Below are 15,697 nucleotides of genomic sequence, written 5' to 3'. Positions count from 1 at the left end.
TGCAACTCTTCGAGAAATTCCATAATCTCAGTATAATTCTTCTGGTCTTGACCTGCTGTCGGTTCATCTAAGAGGATAATTTCAGCCCCCAAGACCAAAATCGATGCAATAGTGACACGTTTTTTCTGACCAAATGACAGGGCAGAAATGGGCCAATTACGGAATTCATAGAGACCACAAATTCTCAAGGTTTCATAGACTCTCGTTTCAATTTCCTGCTCGTCCACACCTCGCAAACGAAGTCCCAGAGCCACCTCATCAAAAATCATGTTGGTCGAAATCATTTGATTAGGATTTTGCAACACATAGCCTACTCGTTCCGCCCGTTCTGCAACAGAATCTCCTTTTATATCCTGCCCTTCCCAAAGATAGCGACCTTCAGTCTGAATAAAACTACTCAAAGCCTTGGCTAGAGTTGACTTCCCTGCTCCATTTTTTCCGACAATGGCAATCTTTTCACCCTTTTTAATATCCAGATGAAGAGATTTTAAAATCGGTCTATCATCATAAGAAAAGGACACGTCCTCTAATTTAAAGAGTGACTGCAATTCTACGGTTTCTTTTACCAATTCAGTCTGCAACTGAACCTGGCCTTTTGAGATAGACAAGTTGTCCAAATTTGCTAACTGTTCTTCCTTGTCTAAATCCACACCTAATTGACGGAGAGTGGTTAGATAAAGGGGTTCCCGAATTCCATTTTGTGTCAATAAATCAGTCGCCAGTAGTTGGTCAGGGATACCATTAAAGAGGATACGACCATCGTTTATCAAGACAATCCGATCCACAGGGCGATGTAGAACATCCTCCAAACGGTGCTCGATAATAAGAGTCGTCGTTCCTTCTTCCTTATGAATCTGGTCAATCAATTCGATAATATCCTGACCTGACTTGGGATCCAGATTGGCGAGTGGCTCATCAAACAAAAGAATCGGACTCTCATCAATCAAGACACCAGCCAGACTGACTCGCTGCTTTTGTCCACCTGACAAATCCTGAGGCCGCTGAGCCAATAAAGGGAGAAGGTCCAGCTTTTCAGCCCATTTATGAACACGGCTTTTCATCTCTTCTAGACTTGTTACATCATTTTCTAGAGCAAAAGCCAAATCCTCTGCCACAGATAAGCCGATAAACTGCCCATCTGTATCCTGCAAAACCGTGCTAACCAGATGAGATTTATCATAGATACTCATATCAAAGGCCGCTTGCCCCTTGATCAAAAATTCTCCAGACATCTGACCCTTGTAAATATTGGGAATAATTCCATTCAAACACTGACCCAAGGTAGACTTGCCTGAGCCAGATGGCCCAACAATTAAGACTTTCTCTCCCTTATAAATAGTCAAATCCACCCCTTGCAAGGTTGGTTCTTGTTGCGTTTCATACCGGAAAGAGAAATCCTTCCACTCAATTATAGCTTCTTTCATCTTACTCTCTTCATTCGCTTCTTAGACTTCTATTTTATCATAAATCGAACCCTTCTTGCAGACTCTTCTCTTAAAAACTTAGCGCCAACAAGATTCCTAGCCTAAATTGCTTACCCGACTAGCCTATAAACAGCAAAAAGACTGGTTGCCCAGCCTTTTCCTTTATGTTAATCCTTTTTCAAACTTCCTGAACGAGTCTGCGTACGTGAATAAGCTAGCAAGAGAAGGGTACCTGCGATAGCTACAGTTACAGCATTACCAATACCTGCAACAATTCCTTGTGCAAATACTTTTTCTGCCGCTTCATGATAAATCGCAACATCTCCAAGTGGTGCCAAAACACCCCAAACAAGAGCATTTGCAACAATCTGAATGAGGTTAAAGAAAACAATATCCTTCAACTCAAAAACACCCTGTGTTACTCGAATGTATTTTCTAAAGAGTCCGACGGCTAGACCAAAGAGACCACTAGCAATAATCCAAGTCCACCAAAGACCGTAGCCAGCAAGAGAGTCCTTCACTGCATGCCCAATTAAACCAACAAGTAATCCCACTAGAGGGCCAAAAATGATAGACAAGAGGCTCTGTACCGCATACTGAAGCTGGATGCTTGTATTTGGAACAGGTGTCGGAATGCTGATCATCCCGATGACAACAAAGAGCGCAGCTCCAACACCGATAGCAACAACTTGTTTAATTGATTGATTTTTCATCTATATTCTCCTATTTTATGATTCTATTTTCTTTATTTCAATGGTCCAAGATGAACCGACACCCACATTATAGGCCTTAGCAAAGGAACCTTGGTTGATAGCCAGACCTAAACGATAGAGGGAGTTGATGTAAAGGATGGGTTGCCCAATTCTCACATCTGCAAATGATTTGCCATAGACAACCTGATTTTGATAGACCAGCATATCTGCATGATAGATAGTCACTTCAAAACGGTCACCGAATTCTGGTTCCAGCTTGTAAAATTCTTCTCGCGTGATAGAGGTCCAAAGCGAACCAAAACGCACATCCAGAATATCAATAGCTCCCTTTACTAAATGGTCTTCAATGATGGTCTCTACGACTGGAAGCTCCACAATCTGATCCACACTGAGCTCTGGCCCTACTTCCTCAAAAGTAATGTGACCACTGGCCAGTTTAGCACCAGTATAGGCATAGACATCACGACCGTGGAAGGTATAAGAATGCTCTGTATTTCGACGTCTATTGGCCACTTCAGAAATCTCACGAATAGCTACAATGCCAACGTGTTTCTTGATAAAAGAAAGAGTCCCATTGTCTGGCGTAACAATATATTGATTTTTTGCAGTCTTGGCAACTACACTCTTACGTTTCGATCCGACACCTGGATCGACCACCGATACAAATGTCGTTCCCTCAGGCCAGTAATCCACCGTCTGAAAGAGACGGTAGCTCCCCTCAAAAATATTATAAGGCGTGATATCGTGCGTCAAATGATGAATTTTTAAGGTTGGAGACTCTTCTAAAGCCACTCCAATCATAGCCGATACCGCACCATCAACCAGACCAAAGTCTGATTGTAATACCAGTAAATTATTATTCATTTTATCTCCTTGTATATCCTTTATCATACCATATTTCAGAGAAAGGTGCTAATAGCTATTTCAATTGATTAGGGTATAGTTTTACCTTATAGCAAATTTCCTACTAAAAACTCTGGTGATTAGCTAGTAGGTGCATTTTTTCTTGAAAAAAGGTATGATAGTTACATCATGAAAAAGTAGGTTTTAATATGAAAATTATCCTTGTCGGAGGGGGAAAAGTTGGTTTTGCCCTCTGTCGCTCCTTGGTTGCAGAAAAGCATGATGTTTTACTGATTGAGCAAGACGAAGCTGTCCTCAATCATATTGTTAATCGCTTTGATATCATGGGTATCCTTGGTAACGGGGCCGATTTTACCATCCTTGAGCAAGCCAGTGTCCAGGATTGTGATATCTTTATCGCCCTTACTGAATACGATGAAGTGAATATGATTGCAGCCGTTCTAGCCAAAAAAATGGGAGCTAAAGAGACCATCGTTCGGGTGCGGAATCCTGAATATTCTAACTCTTATTTCAAGGAAAAGAATATTCTCGGTTTTTCTCTTATCGTTAACCCTGAGCTCTTGGCTGCCCGCGCTATCGCGAATATCATTGACTTCCCCAACGCCCTCTCTGTCGAACGTTTCTTTGGTGGACGGGTCAGCTTGATGGAATTCACTGTTAAATCCTCCAGTGGTCTTTGCCAAATGCCCATTTCTGATTTTCGGAAAAAATTTGGCAATGTCATTGTCTGTGCGATAGAGAGGGATCATCAAATTATCATTCCAAGCGGTGACATGACCATACAGGATAAAGATAGAATCTTTGTCACTGGTAACCGTGTTGATATGATGCTCTTCCATAATTATTTTAAATCTCGTGCCGTGAAGAGCCTTCTTATTGTTGGAGCTGGTAGAATCGCCTATTATCTACTAGGTATCCTAAAAGACAGTCGTATTGATACCAAGGTTATTGAAATCAATCCTGAAATCGCTAGCTTCTTTAGCGAGAAATTCCCAAACCTCTACATCGTTCAAGGAGATGGTACCGCAAAAGATATCCTGCTGGAAGAAAGTGCTCAAAACTATGATGCCGTTGCGACTCTAACAGGGGTCGATGAGGAAAATCTGATTACCTCTATGTTCCTTGACAGGGTAGGTGTACAGAAAAATATTACTAAGGTCAATCGTACCAGTCTCCTCGAGATTATCAATGCGCCTGATTTTTCAAGTATCATCACACCTAAAAGTATTGCTGTAGATACAATCATGCACTTTATTCGTGGTCGGGTTAATGCCCAGTATTCAGACCTTCAAGCCATGCACCATCTAGCCAATGGTCAAATCGAGACTCTGCAATTCCATATCAAGGAAGCTAATAAAATGACTGCCAAACCTCTTTCTCAACTGAAATTGAAAAAAGGGGTTCTTATTGCAGCCATCATTCGAAAGGGCAAGACTATTTTCCCTACTGGGGAGGATATGTTGGAAGTTGGAGACAAGCTCCTAGTAACAACCTTGTTGCCAAACATCACCAAGATTTATGACTTGATCGCGAGGTAAGAAATGAATAAAAGTATGATTCGTTACCTCCTTTCAAAATTACTTTTGATTGAAGCTGTTCTTCTTTTGGTTCCTGTGTCTGTCGCTGTCTATTACCGTGAATCGAGCCAAGTCTTTACGGCCCTCTTTTCAACAATAGGGATTCTCGTATTACTAGGCGGTTCAGGAATTTTACAAAAGCCCAAAAATCAACGGATTTATGCCAAGGAGGGAGTCTTGATTGTTGCCCTCTGTTGGATACTTTGGTCCTTCTTTGGCGGTCTCCCCTTTGTTTTTGCTAAGCAAATTCCCAGCGTTATCGATGCCTTTTTTGAAATCAGTTCTGGCTTTACAACTACTGGAGCAACTATTCTGAACGACGTTTCGGTCCTCAGTCGTTCCCTCCTCTTCTGGCGAAGTTTTACCCACTTGATTGGAGGGATGGGAGTGCTTGTTTTTGCACTTGCTATTATGGATAATGCCAAGAATAGTCACCTAGAAGTGATGAAGGCTGAGGTTCCTGGCCCTGTTTTTGGTAAAGTAGTATCCAAACTAAAAAACACTGCCCAGATTCTCTATCTCCTTTATCTAGCTCTCTTCTCCCTCTTTGTCATCATCTATTATCTGGCTGGCATGCCCCTATTTGATAGTTTTGTCATTGCCATGGGAACAGCAGGTACAGGAGGTTTTACAGTCTATAACGATGGAATCGCCCACTATGGTAGCTCACTGATTACCTATCTAGTTAGTATCGGAGTTTTGGTTTTTGGGGTAAATTTTAATCTCTACTACTACCTCATGCTCCGTCGCGTCAAGGCCTTCTTTGGTGACGAAGAACTTCGAGCTTACTTGGTCATTGTACTGCTTTCTACAGGCTTGATTAGCCTTAATACCCTCTATCTCTATCCAGGATTTTCAAAGAGTTTTGAAATGGCATTCTTCCAAGTTTCCAATATCATTACGACGACTGGTTTTGGTTACGGAGATATTACCAACTGGCCCCTCTTCTCCCAGTTTATCCTCCTCTTCCTCATGGGAATCGGTGGTTCTGCTGGTTCAACCGCAGGTGGACTTAAGGTTATTCGAGGCCTCATCCTTTCAAAAATTGCTAAAAATCAGATTTTGTCAATCCTATCTCCCCACCGTGTTTTGACCCTCCATGTTAATAAAACGGTGATTGACAAAGATACCCAGCATAAGATTCTCAAGTACTTTGTCATCTATTCTATGATTTTGCTATCCCTTATCTTTATTGTCAGCCTAGATAGCAATGATTTTCTGGTTGTAACCAGTGCTGTCTTTAGCTGTTTCAATAATATCGGACCTATTCTAGGAACCACTTCTAGCTTCTCAATCTTTAGTCCTATCTCAAAAATTCTCCTCTCCTTTGCAATGATTGCAGGGCGCTTGGAGATTTACCCAATCCTACTTCTCTTTATGAAGAGAACTTGGTCTAAGAGATAAAATACAACCACACCTTGTAAACCTACAAAGTGTGGTATTTTTATTTTCAAATACTTACCGAAACTCAACCGACTCTTTTTAAACCAAGCGAGACACTTCAGATCCTGACTTATACTCAATGAAAATCAAAAAGCAAACTAGGAAGCTAGCCGCAGGTTGCTCAAAGCACCGCTTTGAGATTGCAGATAAAACTGACGTGCTTTGAAGGGATTTTACCCAAAAACCCTCAGTCGACTGACCGAGGGTTCCTTATTTCATTATTCAAGAACTTGATTAGTTCAACGCATCCAAGGCATCATCCATTGAAAGAACTTCGTGGAAGACACGTTGTGTCAATTCAGTTTTTTGTTCTGGAGTGAGGTATTTAGTGTTTACACAGTATCCAGAGATACGTACGATAACATCTTCACCAGACATAATCTTTTCGTAAACATCGTTCAAGTCCATAACGTTCAAGTTAACGTGTTGTCCACCGTTTTCGAAGTAACCATCAAGGATTGTTACCAAGTTATCAACTTGTTCATCACGAGTCTTACCAAGAGCACGAGGTGAAACTTGTGTAGTCAATGAGATACCGTCAGCTGCGTAACTAAAGTCAAGGCTAGAAAGTGAGTTCAAGTTTTGCAACCATCCACCTTTAGCTTTATTAGATGGGTTAGCACCTGGTGAGAAGAATTCAAGTTTAGACAAGTTCACAGAACCATCTTCGTTGAGGTATACACCTTTGTGAACTGGTGAGTTACCAGTTTGTTTAGAGTAAGCAACGTTAGATGTGATTGTCAAAAGTGAAACTGTAGCTTCTGCATCTTTGTAAAGTTTGTGGCTACGTAGACGAGTTGTGTAAGCTTCGATCAACCATTCTGCCAATTCGTTTGAACGAGGATCATCTTCACCCCAACGTGGGTATTCCCCGATTGTTTCGTAATCGTAGATGTAGCCATTTTCGTCACGGATTGGTTTAACTGTAGCGTATTTGATAGCTGACAATGTATCAACAGTGTTAGCAAATCCACAGATACCGAATCCCATGTTCGCACGTTGTTTAGTTGGCAAGAAGGCCATTTGAACAGCTTCGTAGTTGTATTTATCAGTCATGTAGTGAATGATGTTCAAAGCATCTACGTAAGTGTCAGTCAACCAGTCAAGAGATTTTTCAAAGTTAGCTTTAACTGATTCGAATTCAAGAACTTCATCACGGATTGGTTCAATGTCAAATACTTTGTAGTCTTTGTGAACATCGTCGTAACCACCGTTCAAACCAGTAAGAAGGGCTTTCAATACGTTTACACGCGCACCGAAGTACTGGATGTTGTGGCGTTGTTCTTCATTTTCTGGGTCAAGTGGAGACACACAGCATGAGATACAGCTCATTTCACCATATCCATCTTTAGCCATTGTTGTTACACCTTCGTATTGGATAGAAGAGTGTTTGTGGCTCATGTGCATACAGTAGCGACGGAAGTTGTATGGCAATTTGTCAGTCCAAAGAACTGTCAAGTTTGGTTCTGGAGAGTTACCGATGTTGTCAAGAGTGTTCAAGAAACGGTAGTCCATTTTAGTAACACGGTGACGACCGTCGTTACCCATACCAGCCATAGAAGTTGTGATGAATGTTGGGTCACCTGAGTACAATTGGTCGTAAGCTTTTGTACGAGCAAATTTAACTGTACGAAGTTTCATAACGAAATCATCAACGAATTCTTGGATTTCTGATTCAGTAAATGTACCACGAGCAAGGTCACGTTCTGCAAAGATGTCCAATACGATTGGCACACGTCCTAGAGATGTAGCAGCACCGTTGATAACACGGCAGACAGACATAAAGGCGATGTTAACCCATTGGATCGCTTCTTTAACGTTCATCGCTGGTTTGCGAACGTCAACTCCGTAAAGGTCACCCAAGCGAACAACTTGTTGCAATGCTTGGTATTGAAGATTGATTTCTTCACGAAGACGGATTGTTTCTTCATCGATTTCTTCGATTGCATTCCAGTCGTTTACTTTTTCTTGCATCAAGTAGTCTGCACCGTAAAGAGCAAGACGTGCGTAAACACCGATGATACGTCCGCGTGAGTATGCATCTGGAAGACCAGTTACAGTGTGAGCGTGACGAGCGCGACGGATGTTTGAAGTGTAAGCACGGAAGATACCGTCGTTAACTGTTGTTACGTATTTTGTAAAGATTTCGTGAACAGCTGGATCTGGTTCGTATCCATTTTCTTTCAAAGTAGTTTCAGCCATACGGATACCACCTTTTGGCATGAAGTTCAATTTGAAGAGTTCGTCATTTTGGATACCAAAGATAACTTCATTTTCTTTATCGATAAATCCTGCTGGAATGTCAGCAATAGATGTTGGACGAGTGTCCATTGGGAAACGAGTTTCTTCGTAGTGAGCCTTAGTTTCTTCTACAATTTTTTTGATGTGAAGTGAACGTTCTGTTGGTCCTGCAAGGAAGCTTTCGTCTCCATCGTAAGGTGTGTAGTTAGCTTGTACGAAGCGTGATACACTTGCTTTTTCTTTCCAATCTACGCCTTTGAAGCCTTCCCAAGCTTTATCAAAAATATCTTGTGCTTCAACAACTGTCTTAACAACCATGTTAATGTCCTCTTTTTTCTTTCTAGTAACAGTCATCTGTTACATTCATGAGACAAGTATACCATACAGTAACCGATTTCAACAAGCGAAAAATCCCTGTTTTTACACTTTCTTTTCTAAAACAGTCTATATTTTGCCCCAAACTGTATTATATTTTTGAAAAAATAAAGTCCTTTTTTCTTTTTTTCAGAAAAAAGGGTATAATAAAAGAAAATAAGTAGTAAAAAGGTGCTAGGTATGTTGATTTTTCCTTTGTTAAATGATTTGTCAAGAAAAATCATCCATATTGACATGGATGCCTTTTTTGCTGCGGTGGAAATCAGAGATAATCCTAAACTCAGAGGAAAACCTGTCATTATCGGCAATGACCCTCGGCAAACAGGTGGGCGTGGTGTCGTTTCCACTTGTAGCTATGAGGCGCGAGCTTTTGGTGTCCATTCAGCCATGAGCTCTAAGGAAGCCTATGAGCGTTGTCCCCAAGCCGTCTTCATCTCAGGAAATTATGAGAAATACAAATCTGTGGGACTCCAGATCCGAGCTATCTTTAAGCGTTATACAGATTTAATAGAACCCATGAGCATTGACGAAGCCTATTTGGATGTAACAGAAAATAAACTCGGTATCAAGTCAGCAGTCAAAATCGCTCGCCTCATTCAAGAGGATATTTGGCAAGAACTCCATCTAACTGCTTCTGCTGGCGTTTCCTACAACAAATTCTTAGCTAAAATGGCTAGTGATTATCAAAAACCACATGGTCTGACAGTGATTCTACCTGACCAGGCTGAGGACTTTCTAAAACAAATGGATATTTCCAAGTTTCATGGAGTAGGAAAAAAGACAGTGGAAAGACTTCATCAAATGGGTGTTTTTACCGGCGCTGATCTACTTGAAGTTCCTGAAGTGACCCTAATAGACCGTTTTGGAAGACTGGGCTATGACCTTTATCGAAAGGCTCGAGGCATCCACAATTCCCCCGTCAAATCCAATCGTATTCGTAAATCAATCGGCAAGGAAAAAACCTATGGAAAGATTCTCCGTGCCGAAGAAGACATCAAAAAAGAGCTGACTCTCCTATCAGAAAGAGTCGCTCTCAATCTCAGTCAACAAGAAAAAGCTGGAAAAATTGTCATTTTGAAAATCCGCTACGAGGACTTTTCAACTCTTACTAAACGAAAAAGTCTGACCCAAAAAACACAGGATGCTAGCCAGATAAGCCAAATAGCCCTGCAACTCTATGAAGAGTTAAGCGAGAAAGAAAGAGGTGTCCGTCTGTTGGGAATTACCGTGACTGGATTTTAAAACCTTGAAGAGTTGCCCCTTCAAGGTTTTTCTTATACAAATAAACGGACAAAGCTATAAAGCAATAAGATGCTACCAAGTACGATGCGGTATTTACCAAAAAGGGTAAAGTCGTGTTTTTTTACATAGCTTGTCAAGAAGCGAATAGCCACCATGCTAACTGCAAAAGCTACTCCCATAGCGACCAAGAGCAAAAACAATTGCCCAAAACTCAAGAGCTGTCCTGCTTTTATAAATTTGAAAATCTTTAAGGCACTGGCTCCAAACATAACAGGAATTCCAAGATAGAAGGTAAATTCTGTCACAACAGAACGACTAGTTCCATTCAACAAACCACCGACAATCGTTGCTCCAGAACGGCTTGTCCCTGGTAAAAGGGCAAGAACTTGGAAGAGTCCGATATAGAAAGCTGTCGTATAAGGAAGCTTGTCCAACTCTGTCACACTTGGCTCTATAGCACGCGCTTTATTGCGCTTTTCCAAATAGATAAAGGCAATCCCATAGATAATCAACATGAGAGCAACTGAAACCATATTATGGAAGTGAGTATCAAACCAATCATCAAATTTAAAGACGGCAAGTAAAGGCAAAGTGGCAACCAAGACCTTCAACCACAGTCTCCAAGTCTTACGAACTTCCTGCTTGTCTTTACCCGGTTTAAAGGGATTGAGCTTATTAAAGTAAATCACCATAACCGCCAAAATCGCACCAAGCTGAATCACGACATTAAACATGGACATAAAGACTTCATTTTGATTTTGGTATTGGATAAATTCCTCTGCTAAAATCAAGTGACCTGTACTTGAAATCGGCAGCCATTCCGTAATTCCTTCAACAATCCCAAAGAAGATAGATTTTAAAATTTCAATAAGATACATAGATTACTCCTTTTTCTATCTTCCATTATAGCATATTTTTTCAGCCAGTGATAGCTCTCTTTAAAAGGCGCCGATACTGCCACCGCCTCCGCCTCCAGAGAAGCCTCCGCCAGAACTTCCACTTCCAGAAGATACGGAGTAGGTACTTGCTGTATTTGCGACACTGGCATAGTGGCTCATTTGCGCGCTTGAATGATAAAACATACTATGCCAACCATAAGCTACATATAGATTGATATCTGGATTTTCCACTTGGATATGATGAACCTTCATCAAATGGCTGACCTTGTCCGCATAGCCAAATAAGGTTGCATAGACCAAGAGGCGATTCCAGACCACAATACTTTCCAATTCAGCCTGATCCAATCTTGCAATCTCACGCAACATATTTTCAAAACTGGTCCAGAGATAGTATACTTCTGCTCCTGCTTCATTTAGGACACCATCACGATTATCTAGTCGAAGCTTCCAATAATAGAAAACAGCCAAAACCAAACCTAGAAAACCAAGTATTGGCAAGGGAATGTAAAGATAGCCATAAACATCCAAACTGTACAAGAACAAACCAAATCCAATAAATAGGGGCAAGATAGTCAAGACCCCCATACCCACTTGCAAGGCCTTTTCCCCACCAGTCAAAGGACGATAGTAATTCGGAAGCCCCCAGAAGGTAACCCGATTTCTCACTCCTTCTTGCATCTGGTTCAATACTTCTTCAAAAGAAGATTTGAGCTGACGCCCCTTTGCTTGAATCCGTTTTTCATCAGAGACTTTTGCTCTACGATAAAGACTATCAGATACCTTGTAATCCGCAAACAAATTGGAAAGAATCTCTTCTTTTTTGCCTGAAAAGGCCAGATTTAGGCAGTCTTTCTCAAAACTTGACAAACCATCTTCTTTTACTAGCCTCAAACCAACTGCATCTCCTTCTGAAATGATAGAGACATTCCCACGGTCTATCACATCTAGCAAGGTAGCTTGAATAAGTTGGTCAAAGGTGAATTTTCCAGCTCCCTTGACCAAGGGACTCACTTCCTCCAAGGAGGTCGAGTAGACTGCCTCTGATAAAACCATAGGCTCTAATTCCATTGGTGGTTCATAGATACGATGATTTTTGGCATATTTGACCGAAGGAGTGGTCTTTCTTCTATAAATAAAATAAAAGCAAATACTCAATAACAAGGAGATAGAAAGTATCGAAGGGAAGACCCAATTAACGAGTTGTTTACTTTGCTCTTTTTCTTTAACAATCGAGTCTTCTATCTTATTAAACTCTTCTAAACGATTCCCTTTCAATCCCTGATCCGTAGCATTAGCAAAATCGGCCCGAGGCCAATAGGCATGTAACTCAACTCCACGCTTAGCCGGAAGATTGTCTAAACGGATAGTATAATCAAGGTTACTCTTTTCAACCGTTCCCTCTCTAAAAAGTTTCCCTGTATGGAAAAAGAGTTTTTCAGCCCCCTTGTCTCCCCTTACATGAAATTCAAACTTCCCAATAGCCCCTGAACTATCTGTCAGAGGTTGCCAATTTAATTCAGCGATATCATCATAAAGGAAAAGCAAATTCTTTAAGTTCCAGGTGAGGTCAACTTCAACTGTGTCACCATCTTGACCTGGATTATAAACTTTAACAGTATAACCATCTGCTCCTTCTATCACTTCGCTAGTAACGTCTGTTAGTTCAGCACCATTTTTCGCAGCCTGAACCTTTGGATGAGGGTCAATGTCAAATCCGCTAGGCATCTTGCCTGCACGTCCAAGTCCCACGATTTGACCCTTAAAGTCCTCCTCAAACTGGTAAACTATCTTCTGTCTAAATTCTGCTGTATTGTCTGCATGAATATACAAATCACCTTGATAAGAGTTTATCTTGAAATCAATGGCAAAAACAGAGAATGGCAGAAGACAAAACAAGCCTAACACCAGTAAGAAAAAAGTTTTTTTCATCAACTAAGCCCCCTTTTTATCTTTGCTATCATTATATCATTTTTTCACAAGTAAGGGCTTACCTATATTGAAAAATAGAGTTTTTTTCGATAAAATAGGAGACAGTTATTTTTTAATAGATTAGAAATAGGAGAAATCATGAGAAAAATATACTTATCTATTTTCACAGGTCTCTTGCTGATGCTGGGACTTGTCAATGTTGCTCAAGCCGATGAATATTTACGCATCGGAATGGAAGCAGCATATGCTCCCTTTAACTGGACCCAGGATGATGATAGCAATGGAGCTGTCAAAATCGATGGGACTAACCAGTATGCTAACGGATACGATGTTCAAATCGCCAAGAAAATCGCTAAGGACTTAGGTAAAGAACCTTTAGTTGTTAAAACCAAGTGGGAAGGTCTAGTCCCTGCCCTTACTTCTGGTAAGATTGACATGATTATCGCAGGTATGAGTCCAACTGCCGAACGCAAACAAGAAATTGCCTTTTCGAGCAGTTACTACACTAGCGAACCAGTTTTGCTTGTCAAAAAAGATTCTACTTATGCAAGCGCAAAATCTTTGGATGACTTTAACGGTGCGAAAATCACTTCTCAACAAGGTGTCTACCTTTATGACTTGATTGGTCAAATCCCAGGCGCTAAAAAAGAAACTGCCATGGGAGACTTCGCTCAAATGCGCCAAGCACTTGAAGCTGGTGTTATCGATGCTTATGTTTCTGAACGACCAGAAGCTCTGACTGCTGAAGCTGCTAACTCTAAGTTCAAGATGGTTCAAGTAGAACCAGGTTTCAAAACTGGGGAAGAAGATACGGCTATTGCCATTGGACTTCGTAAAGATGACAATCGTATTAGTCAAATCAATACCAGCATTGAAACCATTTCAAAAGACGACCAAGTTGCCTTGATGGATCGTATGATCAAAGAGCAACCTGCCGAAGCTACAACAACTGAAGAGACTAGCAGTAGTTTCTTTAGCCAAGTCGCTAAAATTCTTTCTGAAAACTGGCAACAACTCTTGCGTGGTGCTGGTATCACTCTTTTAATCTCTATCGTCGGAACCATCATAGGTCTCATTATTGGACTTGCCATTGGTGTCTTCCGTACTGCTCCTCTCTCTGAAAACAAAGCCATTTACGGCCTACAAAAACTAGTCGGCTGGATTCTCAATGTCTACATTGAAATTTTCCGTGGTACACCTATGATCGTTCAATCGATGGTTATCTACTATGGAACTGCCCAAGCTTTCGGGATCAACCTTGACCGCACACTAGCTGCTATCTTCATCGTTTCAATCAACACCGGTGCCTACATGACTGAAATCGTCCGTGGTGGTATCCTAGCAGTTGACAAGGGACAATTTGAAGCTGCGACTGCTCTTGGTATGACTCATAACCAAACCATGCGTAAGATTGTCCTCCCTCAAGTAGTCCGTAACATCCTACCAGCAACTGGTAATGAATTTGTCATCAATATCAAAGATACATCTGTATTGAACGTTATCTCTGTTGTCGAACTTTATTTCTCAGGAAATACCGTGGCAACGCAAACCTATCAATACTTCCAGACATTTACAATCATCGCCGTGATTTACTTTGTCCTCACCTTTACCGTAACACGTATCCTACGCTTCATCGAACGCCGCATGGACATGGATACCTATACTACAGGTGCTAACCAAATGCAAACGGAGGATTTGAAATAATGACACAAGCAATCCTTGAAATTAAACACCTCAAAAAATCCTATGGACAAAACGAAGTGCTAAAAGACATTTCTCTGACTGTCCACAAGGGAGAGGTCATCTCTATCATCGGAAGCTCTGGAAGCGGAAAATCAACCTTCCTACGCTCCATTAACCTCCTTGAAACGCCAACTGATGGACAAATCCTTTATCATGGACAAAACGTCCTCGAAAAAGGCTATGACCTCACGCAATACCGTGAAAAGTTGGGAATGGTTTTCCAATCCTTTAACCTCTTTGAAAATCTCAACGTGCTTGAAAACACAATTGTCGCTCAGACAACTGTCCTTAAACGCGAACGTACAGAAGCTGAAAAGATTGCCAAAGAAAACCTAGAAAAGGTCGGCATGGGGGAACGCTACTGGCAAGCCAAACCAAAACAACTCTCAGGTGGTCAAAAACAACGTGTGGCCATCGCTCGTGCCCTTTCAATGAATCCTGACGCCATTCTCTTTGATGAACCAACATCAGCTCTCGATCCAGAAATGGTTGGAGAAGTCCTCAAAATCATGCAAGATCTGGCTCAGGAAGGCTTGACTATGATTGTCGTAACCCACGAAATGGAATTCGCCCGTGACGTCTCTCACCGTGTTATCTTTATGGATAAGGGTGTGATTGCTGAAGAAGGCAAACCAGAAGACCTCTTTACCAATCCTAAAGAAGATCGTACAAAAGAGTTCCTTCAACGCTATCTCAAATAAAAAGAAAAGGCTGCATCCTTGTGCAGTCTTTTTGTTATCCTATAAATGAAAAGGCAGACCCTATTCAAGAATCCACCATTATCCAAAGATTAATCTTCAAATTTTTCATGATTTTTATCATAGAAATCAATTAAACCTAGAGCCGTTTCAAACGAAATATTTTTAACTTTTGCACGCCCCTGCGCTAGAGCAATGATAGACATTTCACGCGCATTCGTTTCTTTAGAGATACGGTAGCCTGTGATTTTCTTATCACGAACCCAGCCAACAACTGATTCTACTTTTTCAAAGTTTGACTTAGCCATGTCTTTCTCCTATTTTCTTATTTACGATATTTAATTGTATACGCTTTTATGCTTTTTGTCAATAAAAAAACATATATTCAATAAAATAATGAATTATATTTCTATTGCTATCTTATTAAAGCCGATAATATATAGGTTTTTGCTTGCTATAAACCATTAGTAAACGCCTTTAAAATAATTGCATTATTAACTCTTTTATTTGTAAGAATATTCATATTCTCAAATACCAGTTCTTGATAGG

Annotated in this window: 12 protein-coding genes; 5 read left to right on the top strand and 7 right to left on the bottom strand. The window is 40.8% G+C overall.

Annotation, left to right across the window (positions count from 1 at the left end; all coding sequences use genetic code 11):
- From ACLNCN_RS00445 to ACLNCN_RS00435, 3 genes are all read right to left on the bottom strand, one after another.
- The coding region (locus tag ACLNCN_RS00445; protein WP_424844408.1) for an ABC transporter ATP-binding protein at positions 1–1,424 on the bottom strand (1,424 nt) is incomplete at its 3' end.
- Positions 1,425–1,591: 167 nt separating this feature from the next.
- On the bottom strand, positions 1,592–2,137 hold the full coding sequence (locus ACLNCN_RS00440; protein ID WP_424844407.1) for an ECF-type riboflavin transporter substrate-binding protein: 546 nt from the start codon (positions 2,135–2,137) through the stop codon (positions 1,592–1,594).
- Positions 2,138–2,152: 15 nt separating this feature from the next.
- Positions 2,153–3,001, bottom strand: coding sequence for an SAM hydrolase/SAM-dependent halogenase family protein (locus ACLNCN_RS00435; RefSeq protein ID WP_033681271.1), 849 nt, complete (start codon positions 2,999–3,001; stop codon positions 2,153–2,155).
- A gap of 188 nt (positions 3,002–3,189) precedes the next feature.
- Here ACLNCN_RS00435 and trkA point away from each other — a divergent pair, with 188 nt between their 5' ends.
- Both trkA and ACLNCN_RS00425 read left to right on the top strand, forming a co-directional pair.
- Positions 3,190–4,539 carry a Trk system potassium transporter TrkA gene (trkA, locus tag ACLNCN_RS00430; RefSeq protein ID WP_064276391.1) on the top strand — a complete coding sequence of 450 codons (1,350 nt, stop codon included), beginning with the start codon at positions 3,190–3,192 and terminating at the stop codon, positions 4,537–4,539.
- A 3-nt stretch (positions 4,540–4,542) separates the two neighbouring features.
- Complete coding sequence (locus tag ACLNCN_RS00425) at positions 4,543–5,982, top strand: TrkH family potassium uptake protein (protein ID WP_001043441.1); 1,440 nt, start codon at positions 4,543–4,545, stop codon at positions 5,980–5,982.
- Between the two features lie 273 nt (positions 5,983–6,255).
- Here the strand turns inward: ACLNCN_RS00425 and pflB are convergent, their stop codons facing one another.
- A complete protein-coding gene (gene pflB, locus ACLNCN_RS00420; RefSeq protein WP_033686339.1) occupies positions 6,256–8,580 on the bottom strand; it encodes a formate C-acetyltransferase in 2,325 nt (774 codons plus the stop codon).
- Positions 8,581–8,817: 237 nt separating this feature from the next.
- Between pflB and dinB the strand changes: the two genes are divergently transcribed.
- The gene (gene dinB, locus ACLNCN_RS00415) at positions 8,818–9,879 is read left to right on the top strand and encodes a DNA polymerase IV (RefSeq protein WP_424844406.1); all 1,062 of its coding nucleotides are present in this window, start codon (positions 8,818–8,820) and stop codon (positions 9,877–9,879) included.
- Between the two features lie 32 nt (positions 9,880–9,911).
- On the opposite strand, the gene ACLNCN_RS00410 is transcribed toward dinB, so the two are convergent.
- Complete coding sequence (locus ACLNCN_RS00410) at positions 9,912–10,757, bottom strand: undecaprenyl-diphosphate phosphatase (RefSeq protein WP_060627483.1); 846 nt, start codon at positions 10,755–10,757, stop codon at positions 9,912–9,914.
- A 60-nt stretch (positions 10,758–10,817) separates the two neighbouring features.
- On the bottom strand, positions 10,818–12,707 hold the full coding sequence (locus ACLNCN_RS00405) for a DUF2207 family protein (protein ID WP_424844405.1): 1,890 nt from the start codon (positions 12,705–12,707) through the stop codon (positions 10,818–10,820).
- Positions 12,708–12,845: 138 nt separating this feature from the next.
- Here ACLNCN_RS00405 and ACLNCN_RS00400 point away from each other — a divergent pair, with 138 nt between their 5' ends.
- A complete protein-coding gene (locus ACLNCN_RS00400; protein WP_261077954.1) occupies positions 12,846–14,411 on the top strand; it encodes an ABC transporter substrate-binding protein/permease in 1,566 nt (521 codons plus the stop codon).
- Positions 14,411–15,151, top strand: coding sequence for an amino acid ABC transporter ATP-binding protein (locus ACLNCN_RS00395; protein ID WP_000189477.1), 741 nt, complete (start codon positions 14,411–14,413; stop codon positions 15,149–15,151). The genes ACLNCN_RS00400 and ACLNCN_RS00395 overlap by 1 nt, the downstream gene beginning before the upstream one ends.
- An 89-nt stretch (positions 15,152–15,240) precedes the next feature.
- Here the strand turns inward: ACLNCN_RS00395 and ACLNCN_RS00390 are convergent, their stop codons facing one another.
- The gene (locus tag ACLNCN_RS00390; protein ID WP_001130035.1) at positions 15,241–15,456 is read right to left on the bottom strand and encodes a hypothetical protein; all 216 of its coding nucleotides are present in this window, start codon (positions 15,454–15,456) and stop codon (positions 15,241–15,243) included.
- Between the last annotated feature and the right edge of the window lie 241 nt (positions 15,457–15,697).

The organism is Streptococcus sp. CL8.13, from assembly GCF_049737895.1.
The sequence above is the reverse complement of the archived record's forward strand: the minus strand, read 5'-3'. Positions and strand labels throughout refer to the sequence as shown.